The sequence below is a fragment of the Actinomycetospora sp. CA-101289 genome (assembly GCF_050955895.1).
Taxonomy (GTDB): Bacteria; Actinomycetota; Actinomycetes; order Mycobacteriales; family Pseudonocardiaceae; genus Actinomycetospora.
The window spans coordinates 3457792-3479428 of the sequence record NZ_CP192093.1 but is presented as its reverse complement, the minus strand read 5'-3'; the positions used below and the strand labels follow the sequence as shown (position 1 = coordinate 3479428).

17 protein-coding genes are annotated in these 21637 nt (G+C 73.1%); 3 read left to right on the top strand and 14 right to left on the bottom strand.

Annotated features, from left to right (window positions below):
* Positions 1-23: 23 nt before the first annotated feature.
* Positions 24-770 carry an IclR family transcriptional regulator gene (locus ACQPX6_RS17400; RefSeq protein WP_433781547.1) on the top strand — a complete coding sequence of 249 codons (747 nt, stop codon included), beginning with the start codon at positions 24-26 and terminating at the stop codon, positions 768-770.
* A 6-nt stretch (positions 771-776) separates the two neighbouring features.
* Here the strand turns inward: ACQPX6_RS17400 and ACQPX6_RS17395 are convergent, their stop codons facing one another.
* From ACQPX6_RS17395 to ACQPX6_RS17345, 11 genes are all read right to left on the bottom strand, one after another.
* Positions 777-1697 (bottom strand): alpha/beta hydrolase fold domain-containing protein, encoded by a 921-nt coding sequence (locus tag ACQPX6_RS17395; RefSeq protein WP_433781546.1) that lies wholly within the window; start codon positions 1695-1697, stop codon positions 777-779.
* Positions 1694-3034 carry a condensation domain-containing protein gene (locus ACQPX6_RS17390; protein WP_433781545.1) on the bottom strand — a complete coding sequence of 447 codons (1341 nt, stop codon included), beginning with the start codon at positions 3032-3034 and terminating at the stop codon, positions 1694-1696. Before ACQPX6_RS17390 ends, ACQPX6_RS17395 begins: the two co-directional genes overlap by 4 nt.
* Positions 3035-3167: 133 nt before the next feature.
* Positions 3168-4832, bottom strand: coding sequence for an acyclic terpene utilization AtuA family protein (locus ACQPX6_RS17385; protein ID WP_433788288.1), 1665 nt, complete (start codon positions 4830-4832; stop codon positions 3168-3170).
* Between the two features lie 47 nt (positions 4833-4879).
* On the bottom strand, positions 4880-5683 hold the full coding sequence (locus ACQPX6_RS17380; protein ID WP_433781544.1) for a TIGR03084 family metal-binding protein: 804 nt from the start codon (positions 5681-5683) through the stop codon (positions 4880-4882).
* Positions 5684-5687: 4 nt separating this feature from the next.
* A complete protein-coding gene (locus tag ACQPX6_RS17375) occupies positions 5688-6458 on the bottom strand; it encodes an enoyl-CoA hydratase/isomerase family protein (protein ID WP_433781543.1) in 771 nt (256 codons plus the stop codon).
* Positions 6455-7234 (bottom strand): enoyl-CoA hydratase/isomerase family protein, encoded by a 780-nt coding sequence (locus ACQPX6_RS17370; protein WP_433781542.1) that lies wholly within the window; start codon positions 7232-7234, stop codon positions 6455-6457. The genes ACQPX6_RS17375 and ACQPX6_RS17370 overlap by 4 nt, the downstream gene beginning before the upstream one ends.
* Positions 7231-8781, bottom strand: coding sequence for a class I adenylate-forming enzyme family protein (locus ACQPX6_RS17365; protein ID WP_433781541.1), 1551 nt, complete (start codon positions 8779-8781; stop codon positions 7231-7233). Before ACQPX6_RS17365 ends, ACQPX6_RS17370 begins: the two co-directional genes overlap by 4 nt.
* Positions 8778-10751 (bottom strand): biotin carboxylase N-terminal domain-containing protein, encoded by a 1974-nt coding sequence (locus tag ACQPX6_RS17360; protein ID WP_433781540.1) that lies wholly within the window; start codon positions 10749-10751, stop codon positions 8778-8780. The genes ACQPX6_RS17365 and ACQPX6_RS17360 overlap by 4 nt, the downstream gene beginning before the upstream one ends.
* Before the next feature lie 7 nt (positions 10752-10758).
* Entirely contained in the window at positions 10759-12357 is a 1599-nt protein-coding gene (locus tag ACQPX6_RS17355; RefSeq protein WP_433781539.1) for an acyl-CoA carboxylase subunit beta, read from the bottom strand.
* Positions 12358-12359: 2 nt separating this feature from the next.
* Positions 12360-13958, bottom strand: coding sequence for an AMP-binding protein (locus ACQPX6_RS17350; RefSeq protein ID WP_433781537.1), 1599 nt, complete (start codon positions 13956-13958; stop codon positions 12360-12362).
* An 11-nt stretch (positions 13959-13969) separates the two neighbouring features.
* Complete coding sequence (locus ACQPX6_RS17345; RefSeq protein ID WP_433781535.1) at positions 13970-15121, bottom strand: acyl-CoA dehydrogenase family protein; 1152 nt, start codon at positions 15119-15121, stop codon at positions 13970-13972.
* A gap of 162 nt (positions 15122-15283) precedes the next feature.
* On the opposite strand from ACQPX6_RS17345, the gene ACQPX6_RS17340 reads away from it, so the two are divergent.
* Both ACQPX6_RS17340 and ACQPX6_RS17335 read left to right on the top strand, forming a co-directional pair.
* A complete protein-coding gene (locus ACQPX6_RS17340) occupies positions 15284-15979 on the top strand; it encodes a TetR/AcrR family transcriptional regulator (protein WP_433781534.1) in 696 nt (231 codons plus the stop codon).
* An 80-nt stretch (positions 15980-16059) separates the two neighbouring features.
* Positions 16060-17733, top strand: a complete 1674-nt coding sequence (locus ACQPX6_RS17335) for an AMP-binding protein (protein ID WP_433781533.1) — start codon at positions 16060-16062, stop codon at positions 17731-17733.
* On the opposite strand, the gene ACQPX6_RS17330 is transcribed toward ACQPX6_RS17335, so the two are convergent.
* The 3 genes from ACQPX6_RS17330 to ACQPX6_RS17320 all read right to left on the bottom strand — a co-directional run bounded on the left by ACQPX6_RS17330 (position 17721) and on the right by ACQPX6_RS17320 (position 21571).
* On the bottom strand, positions 17721-19274 hold the full coding sequence (locus tag ACQPX6_RS17330) for an acyl-CoA synthetase (protein ID WP_433781532.1): 1554 nt from the start codon (positions 19272-19274) through the stop codon (positions 17721-17723). The genes ACQPX6_RS17335 and ACQPX6_RS17330 overlap by 13 nt on opposite strands.
* Before the next feature lie 141 nt (positions 19275-19415).
* Positions 19416-20789, bottom strand: a complete 1374-nt coding sequence (locus ACQPX6_RS17325; protein WP_433781530.1) for an alpha-amylase family glycosyl hydrolase — start codon at positions 20787-20789, stop codon at positions 19416-19418.
* A gap of 35 nt (positions 20790-20824) precedes the next feature.
* Positions 20825-21571 (bottom strand): GntR family transcriptional regulator, encoded by a 747-nt coding sequence (locus ACQPX6_RS17320; RefSeq protein WP_433781529.1) that lies wholly within the window; start codon positions 21569-21571, stop codon positions 20825-20827.
* Positions 21572-21637 lie beyond the last annotated feature (66 nt).

The following is a 21637-nucleotide window of genomic DNA, read 5'->3' as shown; positions in this document are numbered from 1 at the left end:
GGCCTCGGGGGCATCACCGCACGGTGGACCGGGTCGCGCAGCTGTTGGAGGCCGCCGTCGCCCGGCCCGCGGGAGCGTCGCTCACCCAGCTGGCGCGCGCTGTCGGCGCCCCGGTGTCGTCGGTCCAGAAGCTCGTGGACGGCCTCGTGGCCGTCGGCTACCTCGACGAGTCGGAACGCCGGTACCGGCTCGGGCCGGCGCCCTACGTGCTGTCCCTGCGTGCCGGGCGGCGGCCCGTACCGGGGGCGCGTCACCGCGATCTCGTCGAGCTCGCCGAGCGGGTGGGCGTGCCGGTGCTGCTCGCCGTCAGGGTGGGCGGCGACGCCGTCTACGTCGATTGGGCGGGCGCCGATGAGCCGTTCGACTACGCGTTGTCCGCCCGGGTGCGCGGGTCGCTGGCCGACACGGCGGCGGGGCGCGTGCTGCTCGCCCACCTGCCCGAGGCGGTGCGCTGGGAGATCGTGCAGGCGGCCCGTCCCGACGACCCGGCGGCCGCCGTGGCGCTGCTCGAGGACTCCGAGCGCATCCGCCGCACCGGCCGCGAGACCGGCACCAGCGGCCCGCTGCTGCCGGGCGCGATCGCCGTCGCCGTGCCGGTGCGCGAGGAGGACGGTGCCCGGAGCGAGGTCGTGGCCGCCCTCGCAGCGGCGGACCGCAGCGGGGCACTCACGACCCGGACCGACGCGGTGACGGAGGTGCTCACCGAGGCGGTCGCCGGGTGGGAGCGGCTCGCGGGGCTGGAGCAGCGATCCCGCGATAACCACGGCTAGCCACTCTCATCGCGACGCCGGGGGCCCGGAGCCGCCGGTGATCACGGAACGGATGGTGCGGCGCGCCGCCCGGGCCTCGGGGATCGGCAGCAGCGGGTAGACGTGGAGCATCTCCGGGGCCGGCCGGTAGCGCAGCGGCACGCCTGCGGCGCGGGCGACGTCGGCGAAGCGTTCGGCGTCGGGGTGGAGGACGTCGCGCGTCCCGCTGAACACCGTGACCGGGCCGAGCCCGTCGAGGTCGCCGTGCAGCGGGCTGACCACCGGGTCGTCGGCGGCGAGGTCCCCGCGGTACAGGTCGCCCGCGGCGCGGAGGCCGGCGACGGCGAGCATCGGGTCCCGGCGCTCGGTCGCGGCGATCGCCGGGTCGCCCAGGCCGACGTCGAGCCACGGCGAGATGAGCACGGTGTGGGCGGGGGCGGGGACGCCCCGGTCCCGCAGCCCCTGGGCGGCGGCGAGGGCGAGCCCGCCGCCCGCCGAGTCGCCCATGAGCACCGTGTCCGCCGGCCCGGCGGTGTCCACGAGGTCCGCGGCGAGATCCGTGACGGCGGGGACCACCCGGTCCGCCGTCGCGGTCGGGGCGAGCGGGTAGATCGGCACGCGCACGCGGGAGTCCGTCGCGGCCGCGAGCCGGGCGACGAACAGCCAGTGGTGCAGCACCACCTCGGCGACATAGGCGCCGCCGTGCAGGTAGAGGACCCGCCGCGACGGGGAGCCGCCCCGCGGGCCGACGTCGTAGACCGGCCAGCCGGCGACCTCGGACACGGTGACGTCGGCGCGAGTGCGCAGCCAGCGGGGCGGGGCGGCCCGGGCCGGGCGCCGGACGCGGGCGTCGACCTGCGCGCGGGTGGCGTCCGCGCTCGCCAGGACCTTCTTCGTCCTCCGCAGCGCCAGCGCCAGCGGCATGACCCGGCCGGCCAGGCTCGTCACCGGCCGCCCCTCGCGCCCGAGAGCAGGGCCACGAAGTCGTCGACGAACGCCTCGGCGCCCGCCCTGTCGAGCACCTCGCGGCGGTACCGCGTGCTCAGCATCAGCGAGCTCCCCACGGTGACGGCGCCGATGCCGACGCTGCACACCCGGTCGCACGGCGGGGAGAACCACAGCGCGGGCGGCTCGTCGTCGCCGAACGAGGGCGGCTCGGCAAGCCGGCCCAGGTTCGACAGCACGGCCGTGTCGATGAAGCGGTCACCCCCGACGACGGGCATGAGGCGCGCGGCGGCCCGCTGGACGCCGACCGGGGTCCCGGCCGCGACCGCGAACAGGTCGTAGAGCCCCCGCGCCCGCACCTCGCGGCGCAGCTCCCGGGTCTGCGCGGCCACCGCGCCCGTCGCGGTGCGCAGGTCGACGCGGTCGGCCGGGTGGGTGGAGATCGAGACCATCGAGGCGAAGTTCCCGACGACCTCCCAGAAGCTCTCGGCCGGCCGGAGGTTGACCGGCATCATCACCCCGACGCGCGCGGTCCGTGCCCCGGCCCGGGCGTTCCACCCGGCGACCGTGAGGTGCAGCGCGGCGACCAGCACATCGTTGATCGAGGTGTCCGGAGCGCGGTCGGTCAGCGCCGTCGCGTCGTCCAGCGCGACCACCCGGGTCACGAACCCCACGCCTGGTGTGCCGTCCGTCGCCCCGGCGAGCCGGGCCGGGGGGTCCAGCGCCTCGCGCACCCGGCGCACGGGCTCCCACCGGCGCGCGCGGCGCTCGCCGCGGTCGTCCGGCGCCAGCAGCCCCTCAAGGTCGCGGGCCACAGGGAGCGGCGTCGGGTCGAGCGGGTCGTCCACGCCGCGGTAGGCGCGCGCGATCGACGTCATCAGCCGCAGCGTCCCCACCCCGTCGGCCACGACGTGGTTGGCCGAGAGCAGCACCGTGTCGCGCTCGGGTCCCCGCGCCAGCACGACGCGGAAGCCCGGCGACGTGTCCAGCGCGATCTGCTCGCCGTGCAGGTCGCGGCGCAGCGCGTCGTCATCGGGGCAGCGGACGAGGCGCACCGGGCACACGTCGGCCTCGTCGGTGAACCGCCAGGCGTACCCGCGGTCGGACCGCCGCCACGGCGCGAGCCGTGCCCGCGCCATCGGGTGCCGGCGGGTGCAGGCCACGACCGCCCGGTGCAGCGCCGCCTCGTCGACCCGCCCGTCGACGCCCAGCTCGACCTGCACGTTCCACGGCGACCGGGCCTCCTGCAGGTGCAGGATCATCTCGTCCACGGGGCTGAGGGGCAGCGACGGCGGCACCTCGTGCTCCCTCGACCGCTCCTCCGGGACCGGGTCGGCCACGCCGCCTCCTCGCGTCGTCGTGATCGAGCACGCGCGGAGATCGTAGGAGTCGACTGCTCCACGCGGGTGGGATCTGGCGATGGATCCTCGTCGACGGCCTCAGGCCGACGGAGGGAGACGGTTCCCTCTCGTCCTACGCGCTGATCAGTGCTTCGGGCACGTCGACGACGCGGCTTCGGAGGTACTCGCCGAGGCCCTTCGCCTGGGGGTCGGGCCGTGTCGACGAGGCCACGCCGTCGCCCAGGAGGCCGTGGACCACGACGTTGAGGGCGCGCAGATTGGGCAGCTCGTGGACCTCGATGGCGAGGTCGGTCGCCTCGGGTCCGAGCAGGCCGCGAACCCGGTCGGCGGTGAGGTATCCGCGCAGCCACGCGTAGGCGTCGTCGCTGCGCGTCCACAGCCCGATGTTGGCGTCGCCGCCCTTGTCGCCCGAGCGTGCGCCGGCGACGGTGCCGAGCGGCGCGCGCGTCGTCCGTCCGCCGGACAGCGTCAGCGAAGTGCCGTTGCGGACGTTGAGTGTCTGCGGAGCCACGTCGCTGACATCCGGCGGGTCGGCCACCACGCGGCGCTCGCCGTCGGGCAGGACGACGGTGTGGATAACGGCCTCGCGCGGCACGACGGCCGGCCGGTACACGCCGAAGGCGGACTCGGTGGTCGGCGGTGTCGTGGTGTGGAAGCCGGCGTAGCCACCGAGGGCGAGCTCCATCGTCGCGTTCGAGAACGACCGGCCGACCACGCGCGGGTCGGGGTCCTTCACCGTCACCCGCAGGTGGGCGGTGGCCTGGTCGTTGGCTGGGGCGTCGGGGTGGTCGAAGCGCAGCAGCCGCACGTCGACCTCGGCGAAGCGGTCGCGGCCGCCGAGCACCTCGAACAGCAGCTGTTCGGCGTACGCCGCCTTCGCCTCGAGGTCGAGCCCGGTCAGCACCAGGGTCATGGTGTTGCGGTAGCCCCCGGCGTCGTTGAGCGCGACCTTGAGCGTGGGCGGGGGAGGGCTGCCGCGCACGCCGGAGATGCGGACCCGGTGCTCCCCGTCGTCGGTCAGCGCGATGGTGTCGAAGTGGGTCGTGCAGTCCGGGCCGAGGTAGGCCGGGGACGCGATCTCGTACAGCAGCTGCGCGGTCACGGTGCCGACCGAGACGAGGCCCCCCGTCCCCGGGTGCTTGGTGATCACCGACGAGCCGTCGGCCGCGATCTCGGCGATCGGGAAGCCCGGGTAGCGACGGTCGGTGATCTCGTCGAGGAAGGAGTAGTTCCCGCCAGTGGCCTGCGGTCCGCACTCGATGACGTGGCCCGCGGCGACGGCGCCCGCGAGCGCATCGAAGTCCTCGCGGCCCCACCCGTGCCACCACGCCGCCGGGCCGACGACGAGCGATGCGTCGGTGACCCGCCCAGTGACCACGACGTCGGCGCCCGCGGCCAGCGCCTCGGCGATGCCCCACCCGCCGAGGTAGGCGTTGGCGGAGACGGGCTTGCCGGTGACCGGCGGGGTGATGGCGTCGAGCGAGCCGCGCAGGTCGTCACCCTCGACGTACGCGATCCGCGCGCCGGTGCCGAGCTCTTCGAGAGCGGCCGTGAGTCCGGCGGGGTTGAGCCCGCCGGCGTTGGCGACGACCTTGACGCCGCGGGCGACGCAGTCGGCGAGGACGTCGCGCATCTGGCTCAGGAAGGTCTTGGCGTACCCGGCGTCGGGGTCCTTGGCCTGCGCCTTCGCGAGGATGAGCATCGTCAGCTCGGCGAGGTAGTCCCCGCACAACACGTCGACCGGTCCGCCGTCGAGCATCTCGCGGGCGGCGTTCATCCGGTCGCCGTAGAAGCCGGAGATGTTCCCGATCCGCACGTCGCGCGTCACCGGACCTCTTCCTTGCCGAGCGGTGCGCGGCCGGTGCCGGCCTCGCCCGCAAACGCCTGGCCGATCTCCACCCACTCCTGCGCGGCCTCACCGACGACCTCGAGCGCGAGGTCGTCACGGTGCCGGCGCTGGGTGATGAGCAGCGCGAAGTCGAGCGCGGGCCCGGTGATGCGGTCGGCGGCGTCGTCGGGACCCCAGGTCCACATCGACCCGTCCGGCCCCGCGAGCTCGACCCGCACCGGCACCGAGGACGCCGGGCGGCCGTGGGCGGCGTAGCTGAACGCCCGCGCGCCGACGCCGATGTGCGCGACATGGCGAATCCGGCCGGAGGGCTCGTGGGCGACGCCGACCGTGTCGTAGACGTCCTGAGCGTGCGCCCACGTCTCCATGATCCGGGCGGTCAACGACGACGCCGCGCTCATCGCCGGCCCGAACCACGGCACCCGGGCCGACGGGTCGAGCTCCCGGAACGCCGCGATCAGCCGGCCTCGCGCGTCGTCTAACCACGCCAGCAGCTCGGCACCGCCCAGGTCACGGAAGCGGGCTGCGATCGTGTCCGGGTCGACCCCGCCCTCGGCGTCCATCCGCTCCTTCTCGGCGGCGAACGCGTCCGGGTCGGTCGCGGAGCGCAGCGCGACGTCGTCGAAGTAGGCCAGGTGGGAGACCTGGTCGGCGATCGTCCATCCCGCGGCCGGGGTCTGCTGCTGCCACCCCAGCTCGTCCAGCCCGGCGAGGACTCCACGCAGCTCAGCGGACTCGGCCGCCAGGTCGTCGCACAGCGCCGCCATGGACACCGGCATGGTGCTACCTCCCCGTCCAGACCGGTGTGCGCTTGTCGCGGAACGCCGCGGGGCCCTCCTGGGCGTCGGCTGACCGGTACACCGGTGCCCAGATTTCCTCGGCCCGTTCGTAGGCCTCCGCCAGCGAGTGCTGCGCCGAGAGGTACGCCGTCTGCTTGCCGGCCCGGACCGAGAGCGGGGCGTTCGCCGCGATCGTCCGTGCCAGTTCCTGCGTGCGGGTGCGCAGGTCGTCCGCCGGGACCACGTGGTTGACCAGCCCGACCTCGCAGGCCCGGGTCGCGTCGAGGGGATCGCCGGTCAGCAGGATCTCCAGCGCCACCCGCGGCGGGACGAGCCACGACAGCGGTGCCGCCCACGGCGAACCTCGCCCGACCTTGACCTCGGACACCGCGAAGCGGGCGTGCTCGGCGGCCACCACGAGGTCGCACTGCTGGGCGAGCAGGAAGCCGCCGGCGTAGGCGACGCCGTTGACCGCGGCGATGGTCGGCTTGGGCACGTCGATGTTGCGGCCGAACTGCGGCAGGAAGTCCGGCGGCGGGATCTCCAGCGCGGTGTCGGCCATCTCCTTGAGGTCGCCGCCCGCGCAGAACGCCTTCTCGCCGGCGCCGGTGAGGACGAGGACCGCCGCGGTGTCGTCGGCGACGAACCGTCGCGTGCCCTCCCACAGCCCGTCCCGGACGTCCTTGCGGAGCGCGTTCCGCGCGTCCGGGCGGTTGATCGTCATCCAGGCGACGCCGTCGACGACCTCGTAGGTCACGACCTCGGTCGTGGTCATCCCCGGGCTCCCTTCCGGAAGGCCTCGAACTGCTCGCCCGCGGCACGGGAGCGCAGGGCGGCGGACTGTGTGACGGCTTCACGTTCCAGCGAGCCACGGAGGTCGTCGCCGCTGGAGTGGTTGATCAGCTTCTTCGACAGCGCGACGGTGTAGGGCGGGAGCGCGGCGAGCTGCTCGGCGAGCGCTACGGCGCGCTCCAGCGCCGCGTCGGCGTCGGGTTCGACGGCGTTGGCCAGGCCCAGTCGCTCGGCGTGGCGGGCGTCGATCTCCGGCGCGAGGAGCATGAGCTCCTTGGCCCGCTGCATGCCGACGAGCCGGGGGAGCAGCCAGGCCCCGCCGACGTCGGGGACGACGCCGCGACGCACGAAGATCTCGCAAAGCCGTGCGTCCTCGCTCATGACGACGAGGTCGCAGGCCAGTGCCAGGTTCAGTCCACCGCCGTAGGCGATGCCGGACACCGCGGCGACCACGGGCAACGGGGACTCCCAGATCTCGACCACGAGCCGGTGGAACGCCCGCAGCAGGGCGAGCAGCCCCGGGTCGTCGCCGGCGATGTGCTCGAGGATCGCCTCGGCGTCCCCGCCGGCCGAGAAGTGCCCGCCGACCCCGGTGAGGACGACGGCCCGGACGCCGTCGTCGTCGGCCGCCGCGCGCAGCGCGAGCTCCAGGGCCTCGGCGGTGGCGGTGCTCATGGCGTTGCGCCGCGACGGCCGGTCGAGCGCGAGGATCCGCACCGGCCCGCGGTCCGAGATGGCGATCTCACCCGCGCCGCTCACCGCACCCGCTCCGAGGGCTCGGCACCGCGGGCGGCGAGGACGTGGCGCTGCAGCTTGCCGGTGGTGCTGCGGGGCAGGTCGGCAGCGTCGAGGAACTGCACGTAGCGGGGGCACTTGTAGCCGGCGAGCCGCTCCCGGCACCGGGCCACGATCTCCTCCGCGGTGACGCCGCCATCGGGTGCGCGCACGACCGCGACCTTCACCGTCTCGCCCCACCGCTCGTCCGGGACGCCGTACGCGCAGACCTCCTGCACCCCGTGGAGCCCGCTGATCGCGTGCTCGACCTCGGCCGGGTAGACGTTCTCCCCGCCCGTCTTGATCAGGTACTTGACGCGGTCGACGAAGGAGAGCGTGCCGTCCTCGTTCCGCCGCAGGACGTCGCCCGTGTGCAGCCAGCCGCCGCGGAACGCCTCGTCGGTGGCCTTCGGGTCGTCCAGGTAGCCCGCCATCAGGCCGGGCCCGCGCACGACGCACTCGCCCGGCGTCCCGTCCTCGACGTCGGTCATTTCCGGGTCGACGATCCGGAGGTCCACCAGGGGGGTCGGGGTCTTGTGCAGGTGCGGCGTCTCGCCGGGACCGGAGAACCCGTGGGCGAGGACGTAGCTGGTCTCGGTCTGGCCGAAGGCGTCGCAGAAGCGGATGCCGTACTTGGCCGTGAGCTTCTCAACCACCGTCGGCATCATGTTCGCGTAGCCGATCGCGAACCGGAACGAGCTCAGGTCCCGCTCGCCGACGGGCTCGGCGAGCACGTCGGTGATCACGCCCGGGAGCAGCAGCGTCCAGCTCAGCCGGTCCCGTTCGACGAGGTCGAGGATGTGGATGGGGTCCGCCCGGCGCAGGCAGGCGAATCGCCCACCGGTCAGCAGCGTCCCGTAGAGCGATTCGTCGCCCGCGCAGTGGAACATCGGGAGCCAGCCGATGAACCCGTCGTCGGGGGTCAGCCCGAACCACTGCGCCAGCCGGAGGCCGCGGACCGCCGCGGCCTGCTGAGTGATCATCGCGCCCTTGGGTGGACCCGTGGTGCCCGAGGTGTAGAGCACGACGTGGAGATCGTCGGGCCGGGCGGCCGGTCCCGGGACTGGTCCGTCGGGTCGGGGCAGCTCGGTGAAGCCGGGGGTGCTGTCCAGGCAGTACCAGGCCGCGACCGACGCCGCGCGGCCGCGGACGGCCTGGGCGCTCGGCGCGAACGTCCCCGAGGTGACCAGGGCGGCGGGCGCCGCGCTCGTGACGATCTCCGCGAGCTCGTCGGGGTGCAGGCGCACGTTGAGGGTGATGAGCGCGACGCCGAGGCGCGCGGCCGCGGTGTAGAGCTCGACGTACTCCGGCCGGGTCTCCGAGAGCACGGCCAGCCGGTCGCCCCGCCGCAGCCCGGTGGCGTGCAGCCCCGCCGCGAGCCGGTCGGTGCGCTCGCCCAGCTCCCGGTAGGTCCACGGCGCCTCGCCCGGCTGGTCCGAGGTGACGGCGACGCGCTCGGCGAAGACCCGGAACGCGCGGCGGAACAGCGCGTCCACAGTCGTCCCGGTCGCCTCGTCGACGACGCCGGTCACGCCGGCTCCTCCACGACGGCGAGGACCTGGCGGGTCTCGACCTGGTCGCCGGGCGAGACGTGCAGTTCGGTGACGACGCCGTCGACGGGCGCGGCGACCGTGTGCTCCATCTTCATCGCCTCGAGCACGACCAGGGCAGCACCTGCGGTCACGTCGTCGCCGGTCGCGGCGAGGACCCGCAGCACCGTCCCGGGCATGGGGGCGAGCAGCGACCCGGCGTGCGCGACGGCGTTCGGGTCGGCGAAGCGGGGCACGTCGCAGAACGCGCTGGAGCCGTCGGGCCCGTCGACGAAGGTTGCGCCGTCGGCGCGGTGCACCCGGTAGTCGCGCCGCACCCCGTCGACCAGCAGCGTCACCGCGTCCGGCGATGCCGCGACCAGGTCGACGGCGAGCGGCTCGCCGTCGACCGCGACCTCCAGCCCGGAGCGCCGGAACGCGTAGGCGACCTCCAGCGTGCGCTCGCCGACCTCGAAGCCGACGATCTGTGGGGGTCCACCCACGTTGCGCCACCCCGACGGCAACCCGCCGAGCACGGGGGCCTCGCGGCGGTGCTCTGCCTGGAACGCGATCGCGGCCGCGGCTGCGCGGACCCGCTCGCCCGCGGAGACGTCGGGCCGGACCAGCTCGGGGTGGCGGGGCAGATACCCGGTGTCGGTGCGGCCGGCGAGGAACTCCTCGTCACGCAGGATGCCGACGAGCAGGTCACGGTTGGTGGTCACGCCGTGGATGCCGGCGCGTGCCAGCGCCCGGGCGAGGACGCGGGCTGCCTCGGCGCGGGTGGCCCCGTGGGCGATGACCTTGGCGAGCATCGGGTCGTAGTGCGGGCTCACGACGGAGCCGTCGGTGACGCCGGCGTCGACGCGCACGCCGGCCAGGGCAGGGATCGCGAAGCGGTGCAGCGTGCCCGTCGCGGGGAGGTAGCCCGCGGCCACGTCCTCGGCGTAGAGCCGGACCTCGATCGCGTGCCCGTCGATCCGCGCGCCCGTCACGTCGGCCGGCAGCGGGTGCCCCTCGGCGACCCGCAGCTGCAGCGCCACCAGGTCGAGCCCGGTCACCAGCTCCGTCACCGGGTGCTCGACCTGGAGGCGGGTGTTGACCTCGAGGAAGAAGAACGCACCGGCCTGGTCCAGGACGAACTCGACGGTGCCGGCGCCGGTGTAGCCGATGGCCTTGCCCGCGGCGACAGCGGCAGCGCCGAGCTCGGCGCGCAACGTCTCGTCGACCGCCGGGGAGGGGCTCTCCTCCACGATCTTCTGGTAGCGGCGCTGGATCGAGCACTCGCGCTCGAAGAGGTGGACCACCTCGCCCTGCGCGTCGCCGACGATCTGCACCTCGACGTGGCGCGGGTCCTCCACGAACCGCTCGAGGAACACCGTGCCGTCGCCGAACGCCGACGCGGCCTCGCGGCGGGCCCCGTCGACGGCGTCGGCGAGGTCGGCGGCGGCCCGCACGATCCGCATCCCGCGCCCGCCGCCGCCGAAGGCGGCCTTGACCAGCACCGGGAAGCCGATCTTCTCGGCCACGGCACCGAGGTCGGTCTCGTCGGTCACGGTCGCGCCGGGCAGCACCGGCACGCCGGCGGCCTCCATGAGCGCCTTGGCCTCGAGCTTCGACCCCATCGAGGCGATGGCGTCCGGGGTGGGTCCGACGAACGTGATCCCGGCGGCGACGCAGTCGCGGGCGAAGCCGGCGTTCTCGGAGAGGAACCCGTAGCCGGGGTGCACGGCGTCGGCGCCCGTCGCCCGCGCGGCGGCGATGACGAGGTCGCCCCGCAGGTACGTCTCCGTCGGCGTCGCGCCGGGCAGGCGCACCGCCTCGTCGGCGAGGGCGACGAACGGCGCGTCGGCGTCGGGATCGGAGTACACCGCGACGGTGCCGATGCCGAGCGCGTGCGCGGTGCGCATCACGCGGGCCGCGATCTCGCCGCGGTTGGCGACCAGGAGCTTCTCGATGCTGTGTCTCTGGGTCATGGGGTGGTCACATCCGGAAGACGCCGAAGCCACGGCGGCCGGCGACGGTGTTCGAGTGCACGGCCGAGAGCGACATGCCGAGCACGGAGCGGGTGTCGCGGGGGTCGACGATGCCGTCGTCGTAGAGCCGCCCCGAGATGTAGAAGCTGTGCGACTCCGCCTCGATCTGCGCCTCGATCGTGCGGGTGCGCTCGGCGTCCGCCTCCTCGTCGAAGGACTTGCCCTGCGATTCCGCCGACGCCCGCCCGACGATCGACATCACGCCGGCGAGCTGCGCCGCGCCCATGACGGCGAGCTTCGCGCCGGGCCAGGCGAACATGAGCCGCGGGTCGTAGGCGCGGCCGGACATCCCGTAGTTGCCGGCGCCGAACGAGGACGCCATGTTGATGGTCAGGTGCGGGACCCCGCTGTTGGTCACCGCGTTGATCATCTTGGCGCCGTCCTTGATGATCCCGCCCTGCTCGTAGTCGGTGCCGACCATGTAGCCGGTGGTGTTCTGCAGGAAGACCAGCGGGGTGTCGGTCTGGTTGGCGAGCAGGATGAACTCGCTGGCCTTCTTGGCCTCCTCGCTGAACAGGACCCCGCGGTGGTTGGCGAGGATCCCGACGGGAAAGCCGTGGATGTTCGCCCACCCGGTGACGATCGAGGTGCCGTAGAGCGGCTTGTACTCGTCGAACTCCGAGCCGTCGACGGTGCGCGCCAGGACCTCGCGTGGGTCGAACGGGACCTTCGGGTCCGGCGGGAGGATGCCGAGGATCTCCTCGGGGTCGTACCGGGGTGGCGGGGCGTGCGGTGACGGCGGCGGGCCGAGCTTGCGCCAGTGGAACCGCGACACGATCTCGCGCCCGAGCCGGATGGCGTCGCGTTCGTCGGCCGCGAAGTAGTCCGAGAGTCCCGAGACCCGGGAGTGCATCTCGGCACCGCCGAGGGACTCGTCGTCGGCGGTCTCCCCGGTCGCCATCTTCACCAGCGGTGGCCCTCCGAGGAACACCTTGGCCTGACGGTCGACGAGCACGGCGTAGTCGCACATCCCCGGGACGTACGCGCCGCCCGCGGTGGAGTTGCCGAACACCAGCGCGATCGTCGGGATCGCCATCGAGGAGAGCTCGGTGAGCTCGTGGAAGATTCGGCCGGCGGGGACGAACAGATCGGCCTGGGTGGGCAGGTCCGCGCCGCCGGACTCGACGAGGTTGATCACCGGCAGGCGGTTGGTCCGGGCGATCTCGAGAGCCCGCAGCGTCTTGCGCAGCGAGTAGGGGTTCATCGCCCCGCCGCGCACCGTCGGGTCGTGGCCGATGACGAGGCACTCGACTCCGGCGACCACGCCGATCCCGGTGAGCACCGAGGCGCCGACGGTGAAGTCGGTGCCCCAGGCCGCGAGGGGCGAGAGCTCGAGGAAGGGGGAGTCGGGGTCGAGCAGCAGCGCGAGCCGCTCGCGCACCGGGAGCTTCCCCCGGTCGCGGTGGCGCTGCATGTACCGCTCCCCACCGCCGGCGACGACGAGCTCGAGCTGCTCGTCGAGGGTCGCGGCGAGCTCCAGCTGGGTCTTGCGGTTGCTGACGTAGGACTCGGAGGAGGTGTCGAGCAGGGACTTCAGGACGGCCATCGTCAGCGGCCTCCGTAGTGGTCGGTGTGGAGGTCCCGGACGACGTTCTTCTGGATCTTCCCGGTGGAGGTCTTCGGCAGCCCGTCGGTGACGATGACGGCCTTCGGGACCTTGTAGCCGTCGAGGCGGTCCTTGAGCGCCCGCACCAGCGCCTCGGGATCGACGGTCGCGCCGGGCTTCGGGACGACGACCGCGGTGATGGCCTCGCTCCACCGGGCGTGGGGGAGCCCGACCACGACGACCTCGGCGACACCCGGCTCGGCGTCGTACACGGCGCGCTCGACCTCGATGGAGGCGACGTTCTCCCCGCCGGTCTTGATGACGTCCTTGCGGCGGTCGGCGAACCAGAGCACGCCGTCCTCGCCGAAGAACCCGACGTCGCCGGAGTGGAACCACCCGTGCGCGAAGGCGGTCTCGGTGGCCGTCTCGTCGTGGAGGTACTCCTGCATCGTCGACGGGCCCCGGTAGACGATCTCCCCCTGCTCGCCGGCCGGCAGCAGCTCTCCGTCCGGGCTCATGATCCCGACCTGCACCCCCGTGAGCGGTGTGCCCACCGCCCCGACATGGGAGAGCTGGTGCTCGGGGCGGAAGAGCGTGGTGATCGGGGACATCTCGGTCTGGCCGAAGAGCAGCGCGAAGTCGCACCCGAAGCCGTCGAGGCAGGCCTTGATCTGCGCCTCGGGCATCGGCGCCATCGCGTACACCGCGCGGCGCAGCGATCCCAGGTCGCGCTGGTCGAAGTCGAGGTGCTCCAGCGCGGCCCGGTACATCATGGGCAGTCCGAACACCTGGGTGATGCGTTCGCGTTCGATCGTGTCGAGGAACCGCGCCGGGTCGAACCCGCGCTGCACGTGGATGGTCGCGCCGACGATGACGGCCGGCGTGCAGAACGCGTTGAGCTGCGCGGTGTGGAACATCGGCATCATCGCGATGAACCTGTCGTCGGCTCGCCAGCTCGAATCCAGGGCGGCGGACATCGACTCCAGGTGGATCGCGAGGTGGGTCCCGACGACGCCCTTGGGGAACGACGTGGTGCCCGAGGTGTAGAGGTACGAGAGCGGGGCGCGGTCGTCGATCGCGACTTCGGGCGGGGAGTGGTCGTCCACGGTCAGGTCGTCGAGGGTGATCGCACCCGGCTCGACGGTGCCGGTGCCCGGAGCGACGACGACGTCGGTGACGGTCGGGACCTGGGCCGTGGCCTCGGCCATCGTCGCGGCCAGCTGGCTCTCGACCACGAGGCCGCGGGCCTGCGAGTGCCGCAGCACGTAGGCCACCTCGTCGGGCCGCCAGCCGAGGTTGATCGGGACGCAGACCACGCCCGTCTTGGCGCACGCGTAGTAGACCGCCAGGAACTCGGCGCTGTTCCCGCTGGCGAGGGCGAGCGCGTCGCCGACGGCGTAGCCGCGGGCGAGCAACCCGTGGGCCAGGCGGTTCACCCACGCGTCGAACTGCGCGTAGGTCAGCCGCTTCTCGGTGGTCTCTCCCGTCGCTCCGCTCGCCCCGGAGTCGACGAGCGCGAGGTGGTCGGGACGGGCGGCGGCCGAGCGGGTGAGGGCGTCCCCCACGTTGATCCGCTGGGCCAGGTTGCGCTGCAGCTCCATCGCCGCTCCTCTCAGTAGGACCGGGGCAGGCCCAGGCCGTGCTGGGCGACGTGGTTGAGGATCATCTCCCGGTTCACGGGAGCGATCCGGAGCAGGCGGGCGAGGCCCCAGTACGGGAGGAGCCCGAACTCCTGGGACACCCCGTTGCCGCCGTGGGTCTGCATCGCGGCGTCGACGGCGGCGATGGCGGCCTCGGCCGCGGCGTACTTCGCCATGTTGGACTCCTCGCCCGCGGGGAGCCCCTGGTCGTGCAGCCACGCGGCCTTGCGCGTCATCAGTGCCGCCAGCTCGGTCTCGATCCGTGCCTTGGCGAGCGGGTGCGCCACGCCCTGGTGCGCGCCGATCGGGCGGCCCCAGACCTCGCGTTCGTTGGCGTAGCGGGCTGCCTTCGCGAGGGCGTAGCGCGCGATGCCGACGCAGAGGGCGGCGCCGGTGATGCGCTCGGGGTTGAGCCCGTGGAAGACCTGGCGGAAGCCCTGCCCCTCGTCCCCGACCAGCGCCGAGGCGGGGACGCGGACATCGTCGAAGCGCAGCGTGAACTGCTTCTCCGGCAGCATCACGTCGACCGGCAGCGGGACCTGCTGCAGCCCGGGAGCATCAGTCGGGACGATGAACAGCGAGAGCTGGGCGTTGCCCGAGGGATCGCGACCGGTGCGGGCGACGAGCAGGAGTGCCTCGGCCTCGTCGACGCCGGAGATGTAGTACTTCTCGCCGCGGATTACCCATTCGTCGCCCTCGCGGACAGCCGTGGTGACGAGCTGGTGGGTGTTGGAGCCGGCCCCGGGCTCGGTGATCGCGAAGACCACCTTCTCCCGGCCGCCCGCGAGGCCGGGGAGCCACTCCTTGCGCTGCTCCTCGGTGCCGTACTCGGCGATCACGGCGGCCGAGATCGCGTGCGTCACGAGCAGCAGGAGCATCGGGGCGCCCTGGGCGGCGGTCTCCTCGCAGACGATGGCGAGCTCGACGAGCCCGCCACCTCCGCCGTCGTACGCCTCCGGGACCGACACCCCGATGTAGCCGGCGTCGCCGAGCGCTTCCCACAGCTCGGTGCACTCCTCGCCGCGTCGTGCGTGGTCGACGTAGTAGTCGCCGCCGAAGGGGGCGGTGATCCGTCCGACCGCGGCTCGGAGATCACGGTGCTCGTCGGTCTCCACGAAGTCCACACTGACCCCTGCGCGTTGTGATCCGTCGTTCACTCACCGGCGACGGTAGCGCCTCTCCGGCCACCTGACCAGAGGCGTGGCGGGGTCGCCACGGCACCGGAGCCGCTAGTCTGCGGACGGTCGACTTGGTCAGGACCTGCACAGCGCCGGAGAGGACGAGGCGTGAGAGCAGCACGAGCGGCGGACGCGGCAGCGCCGCCCGACGGAGCGACGGTCGAAGAGCCGGTCGCGTTGACCGAGATCGGCGGTGACGGACCGGGGACAGCCGTCCGGCCGCGTCGTCGGCGGGACCCGGCCCGCAAGGACCGCATCCTGGCCGCGGCCGCCGACCTCGTTGCCCGCCACGGCTACCACGCGGTCGGCATGGCCGACATCGGCGCAGCGGCCGGCATCGTCGGCTCCGGGATCTACCGGCACTTCGACAGCAAGTCCGCGCTGCTCTCGGCGCTGCTGGAGCGGCTCATGGACGAGATGGAGCGGTCGGCCGCCGCCGTCGTCGCCGAGGTGCACGACGACCGCGAGGCCCTCGAGCGCCTCGTCGCGACCCACGTGCGCTTCGCGATCGAGGACCGGCGGCTGCTGCAGGTGTACTACCGCGAGGCACACCACCTCCCCGAGGAGGACCTGCGTCGCCTGCGCCGCGCACAGCGCCACTACATCGAGGAGTGGGTGATCGCGCTCGCGCCGCTGCGCCCGGAACTCTCCGACGCCGAGCTGCGCGTCGTGGTGCACGCCGCGCTCGGCACCACCCAGGCTGTGCTGTTCCACCACAGCGGTCTCCCGGCCGAACGGCTCACCGAGCTGCTCGAGGACATGGGCCGACGGTGCCTCGGGCTGAGCGACCGCCTCTCTCAGTGAACGGCCGCTGACCCACTCCTTGCGCCGGCGCTGCGTCGCTGGGGATGCTCCGGGTCGCACCCGAGGGCAGGGAGGCCCGCGTGGACACCGACAACGCCACGTTCGACGTCACGACCCTGCGCGGCCGCCGGGCCGTGGCGCGGTGGGAACGCACCTCCGTCGGCGACGTCTTCGAACGCCTGACCTGGAGCTACCCCGACAAGGTGGCACTCGTCGGCCGGCCGGGTGCCGTCGCCGACGAGCGCTTCCGGTCGCTGACCTACCGCGACGCTGACCGGGTCGCGAACCAGGTGGCGAACGCCCTGCGAGCCGCGGGTCTCGCCCCGGGCGACCGGGTGCTGCTGTTCTGCGAGAACTCGGTGGAGGCGTACCTGACCAAGATCGGCATCGCCAAGGCGGGCATGGTGGCGATGCCGCTCAACCCCAACCTCGCCGAGGACGTCGTCGCGTACCTCATCGGGCACGCCGAGCCGTCGTTCGCGGTCGTGGACGCCGAGACCTGGCCCCGGGCGGAGGCGGCGTTCACGCGAGCCGCACTCCCGGTCGGCGCCACCATCACGATCGGCGGCGGCCCCGTCGCCGGTAGCCCGTCGTTCACCGACTTCGTCGCGGACCGGCCGACCGATGAGCCGGACGTCGAGATCCACGGCGACGACATCTGGGAAATGCTGTTCACCTCGGGCACGACCGCGATGCCCAAGGGCGTGCTGACGTCCCATGCCTCCAGCTACCTGGCCGCGATGAACTTCGCGCTGTCGCTGAGCCGTGGGGTCCGTCTCGAGGGCGACCTCCGCGTCGGCACGTTCCTCCCGGTCATCTACCACGTCGGCGACCTGATCTTCACGCTCTCCGCGCTCCTCTCCGGAGGGTCGTTGGTCCTCGGACGCCGTCCCGTGCCGGACCAGGTCGCGGCGATGGTGGCCGAGGACCGGGTGACGGCTCTCTGGGCCGGATCCCCGCAGTTCGTGACCGCGCTGGTCGGGGAGGTCGAGACCGCCGGGCACGACGTGAGCAGCCTCGGGGTGCTCGTCTACGGCTGGGGCGCGCTCGCGCCCCGGACCTACCGGACGCTGCTGGACCAGGCCGGCGAGGATCTGGTCGTGCTGGGCATCTTTGGCCAGACCGAAGCCATCGCCTGCCACCGCTTCTGGCCGTTCAAGTGGCCCGAGACCCACGAGCGGACCGCGCCGGCGACCAACTACGTGGGCCTGCCGAGCCCCCTGCTGGCCTCCGACGTCGTCGACGAGGTCGGGGTGTCGCTCCGGGACCAGCCCGGTGTCGCCGGGGAGGCGGTGTACCGCAGCCCGATCATGACCGCCGGCTACTACAAGAACGAGGACGCCACCCGGGAGGCCTTCCGCGGCGGGTGGTTCCACTCCGGGGACAGCGCCGCCGTCGACGAGGACGGCCTGCGCATCGCCGTCGACCGGATCAAGGACATCGTCAAGACCGGCGGCGAGAACGTCTCCAGCCTGCGCGTCGAGGCCGTCCTCTACGAGCACCCGGGCGTCGCGCGGGCGGCCGTGATCGGCCTCCCGCACGAGCGCTGGGGCGAGGCCGTGACCGCGGTGGTCGTGCCGGCGGACGGCGCGGAGGTCACCGAGGACGACCTCGTCGCGCATTGCCGCACCCGCCTCGGGGGCTACGAGACCCCGAAGGCCGTCGTCTTCGCCGACGAGCTCCCCGAGACGGTCGGGGGCAAGGTCCTCAAGTACCGGCTGCGGGCGCAGCACGCCGACCTCTACGCGGGCTGACGACCGAGGTAGCGCTCGCGCAGCTTGTGCTTCTGCAGCTTGCCCGTCTCCGTGCGTGGCAGGTCGTCGACGAAGTCGATGCTGCGGGGGACCTTGTAGTGCGCGATGCGCTCGCGCAGGTGGGCGAGCAGTTCGGCCTCCAGGTCGGGGGAGGCGGGCACGGCCGGACGCACCACGGCCTTGACCTGCTCGCCCATCTCCGGGTCAGGGATGCCGATCACCGCGAGGTCGAGGACGGCGGGATGCAGGGTCAGGGCGTCCTCGACCTCCTGCGGGTAGATGTTCACCCCACCTGAGATGATCATGAAGGCTTGCCGGTCGGTGAGGAAGAGGTAGCCCTCCTCGTCCACGTAGCCGACGTCTCCGGTCGTGCCCCAGTTCGGGTGCTCGGGGTGCTGCGCGCGGCGCGTCTTCTCGGGGTCGCCGTGGTAGGCGAAGGGCAGCACCTCGCGCTCGAAGTAGACGAGCCCCACCTCGCCGGTCGGGAGCTCGGTCCCGTCCTCGGCGCACACGTGGAGCACCCCGAGCAGGGCCTTGCCCACCGAGCCCGGCTTGCGCTGCCACGCGGCGGAGTCGATGACCGTGATGCCGATGGCCTCGGTGGCGGCGTAGTACTCCTGCAGGATCGGCCCCCACCAGTCGATCATCGCCTGCTTGACCTCCACCGGGCACGGCGCGGCCGCGTGCACCGCCACCCGATGGCTGGAGAGGTCGTGCGCGGTGCGCTGCGCGGCGGGGAGCTTGAGCATGCGCACGAACATCGTCGGCACCCACTGGCTGTGCGTGACCCCGAACCGCTCGATCGCCGCGAGCGCGGCCACGGGCTCGAAGCGCGGCATCACCACGACGGTGCCGCCGACCTGGTGGATCAGCCCGCCGAACCGCAGGGGAGCCGCGTGGTAGAGCGGGGCGGGGCAGAGGTAAACGGTGTCGGCGTCGAAGCCGTAGAGCGGCCCGAACACGTTCAGCAGGGGCTCGCCGCCCTGCTGGACCGGCACCCCGGGCAGCGGCGCCTTCACTCCCTTGGGCACACCGGTGGTGCCCGACGAGTAGAGCATGTCCTTGCCGCGGGGCTGCTCGTCGAGGGGCTCGGCGGACGCGCCGGCGAGAGCAGCGTCGTAGTCGTCGTGACCGGCGAGGTCGGGACCCGCGCCGGCGCCCGGGAACGCGAGCCGGAGCGCCACGTCCGGGGTGTCGGCGACGATCGCGACGGCGGTCTCGGCGTGGTCCGTGGAGACGATGAGGGCCCGCGCACCGCAGTCGCGCACGATGTAGGAGACCTCTGCGGGCTTGAGGTGGTGGTTCACCGCGGTGATGTAGAGCCCGCTGCGCATGGCCGCCCAGAAGACCTCGTAGGTGCGCAGGCCGTTCTCGGCGAGCAGCGCCACGTCGTCGCCCGGGCGCAGGCCCGAGTCGTACAGCACCCGCGACAGGCGCACCGAGCGCTCCTCGAGCTGCGCGTAGGTCAGCGTCGCGCCGGTGTCGGACATGACCACGGCCGCCTTGTCGGGCGTCGTCGCGCTGAAGGCCCCTGGATACACGTGTCGTCCCCTCGCCGAGCCCGTCCGCTCTGACGGGGCGATCGAAGGATGCCGCGAAACGGACACCACCTCAAGGTTTTGTCATCCGCGATTCACTAAGGTCGCGAGGGAGCTGCTCCCGGGCGATGGCGTCGCGATCGATCAGGTACCGAGGACGGCCCAGCCGTGTGGTGCGAGCTCGGCGTGGCAGGAGCGGGTTCCGGGCTCTGTGAGGCGAGCCTGGCCGGCCAGGACCTCGCGGGCGCCGGGTGTCGGGACGACGGCGGGCTGGTCGTCGGTGGAGAGGGCCACGAGGATTTCCTGTCCGTCGCCCGTCGAGCTGTAGGTGAGGTGGCGCGCGGTCACGTGCCGCACGGCGGTCCGGGCGGCGTGCAGCCAGGGGAGGCGACGGCGCAGCCCGAGGAGCTCCTGGTGGAGGTGGAAGACGGGTAGCCCGACGGGGGAGAGGTCCACGGGGGTGTCGGGGAAGACAGGGCGGACCTCGTCGTCGCCGTGCTCCCGGTCGTACTTGACGCCGCGGTACCCGTGCTCGTCGCCGGCGTAGATGCCGGGGGTCCCGCCGACGGTGGCGAGCAGCGCCACGGCGTGGGCGAGGTGCCTGTCGTCGGTGAGGCGGCTCGCGATGCGGGTGACGTCGTGGTTGCCGAGGAAGGTGTAGGGCACGAAGTCGGCGAGCAGAGCGTCGTGACGGCGGAGCGCGTGGGCGAGTTCGTGGAAGTTCTCGTCGTTGAGCGAGCTCCAGGCGGCCTTCCAGAGCTCGTACTGCGTGATGGTGTCGAGGTGCCCGTCCCGCACGGCGCGTACGTAGTCCCCGTGGATGACCTCGCCCAGGAGATAGGCATCGGGGTGGCGGGCGCGGACGCGGTCGCTGACCTCGGCCCAGAAGGCGGTGGGGACGGCGTAGGCGGCGTCGAGTCGCCAACCCGCAGCGCCGCGGTCGAGCCAGTGGTTCATGACGTCGGCGACGTACTCGACCACCGCCGGCTCGGTGTGGTCGAGGGCGACGAGGTGGTGGTGGCCCTCGAAGTCGTCGTAGTCGGGCTCGATCCCCGGGACCCACTCCTGCGGCGGGACAGGCCAGCGCAGCCGGAACCACCGTGCGGTCGGTGCCGTCGGGCCCTGCTCGAGCACGGCGCGGAAGGCCGGGTGGCTGCGCGCCACGTGGTGGAACACGCCGTCGAGGAGCACCCGGATCCCGCGCGCAGACGCGGCATCGAGCAGCGCTGCGAGGTCGGCGTCGTCGCCGAGGCGCGGGTCCACGCGGTAGTGGTCGACGGTGTCGTAGCCGTGGCTCTCGGACGCGAAGACCGGGCCCAGGGCGAGCCCGGAGGCGCCCAGGGAGAGGGCGTGGTCGAGCCACCGCTCGAGGTGGGGGAGGCGGTGGACGACGGGCTCGTCGGCGGGGCGGGCACGCTCGGCGCCGGTGAAGCCGAGGGGGCAGACGTGCCACCAGATGGCGTGGCGCACCCAGTCGGGCTCCGTGCTGGCCCCGTCGCGGTCGTTCGTCGCGCCCACTCTGCTCCGTTGTCGTATCGATCGGCGGCCCGGGCTCACACGACGAGCGAGGTCTGCACCGTGTAGTGGGAGGCACGGTAGATGTGCCGGCCGAGCTCGACGAACCGGCCGGTGTCGTCGTAGACGAGCCGTTCCATTGTCACGCACGCGGCGGGCTCGGCCTCGCCGAGCAGCTCCGCCTCCTCCGTGCTCACCAGCCGGGCGCCGATGGTCTGGTGGGCGATCGCGAACACGACGCCCTGGCTGCGCAGCGCCGCGTAGAGCCCGCGCTCGGCCAGGTCCTCGTCGGAGAGGCGGAACCGGGCGGGCAGGTAGTTCGTCATGATCGCCAGCGGCTCGCCGTCGGCCATGCGCAGTCGCCGGATGCGGGTGAGCGGTTCGGTGAGGTCCACCGCGTCGTCGACGCCGAGCTCCTCGGCGGTGCCCCCGGCGCGCTCCAACAGCGCCGTCGACGGCGTCCGTCCGGAGAGCGCCAGGTCGTCGTGCAGGCTGGACAACTTCACGGCGCGACGGATCGGCGGGGTGACCACCTGCGTCCCCACCCCGCGCTTGCGCACGAGCATGCCCTTCTTGACCAGCTCCTGGATGGCCTGGCGCGCGGTGGGCCGGGCGAGGCCGAGCCGCGTGGTCATGGCCAGCTCGTTCTCCAGCCGATCCCCGGGACGCAGCCGGCCGTCGTGGACCGCCTGCTCGAGGGCGATCGCGAGCTGGTGGTACAGCGGCACCGGACTGGAGCGGTCGAGGTCGACGTCCAGCTCGACGGGCCCCGAAGCGACGGTCATGGCGTCCACCGTAGCGGTACGTGGACGTGTTGGTCTCTATGACTCTATGTCTGGACAAAGTATTGA

What these genes read in the sequence shown, in the direction of transcription:
- ACQPX6_RS17385 (WP_433788288.1), bottom strand. Translation starts at nt 4,832, where the DNA reads ATGAACGCCGCCCGCGAGATGCTCGACGGCGGACCGGTCGACGTGTTG.
- ACQPX6_RS17380 (WP_433781544.1), bottom strand. Translation starts at nt 5,683, where the DNA reads ATGCCGGTGTCCATGGCGGCGCTGTGCGACGACCTGGCGGCCGAGTCC.
- ACQPX6_RS17375 (WP_433781543.1), bottom strand. Translation starts at nt 6,458, where the DNA reads ATGACCACGACCGAGGTCGTGACCTACGAGGTCGTCGACGGCGTCGCC.
- ACQPX6_RS17360 (WP_433781540.1), bottom strand. Translation starts at nt 10,751, where the DNA reads ATGACCCAGAGACACAGCATCGAGAAGCTCCTGGTCGCCAACCGCGGC.
- ACQPX6_RS17355 (WP_433781539.1), bottom strand. Translation starts at nt 12,357, where the DNA reads ATGGCCGTCCTGAAGTCCCTGCTCGACACCTCCTCCGAGTCCTACGTC.
- ACQPX6_RS17350 (WP_433781537.1), bottom strand. Translation starts at nt 13,958, where the DNA reads ATGGAGCTGCAGCGCAACCTGGCCCAGCGGATCAACGTGGGGGACGCC.
- ACQPX6_RS17320 (WP_433781529.1), bottom strand. Translation starts at nt 21,571, where the DNA reads ATGACCGTCGCTTCGGGGCCCGTCGAGCTGGACGTCGACCTCGACCGC.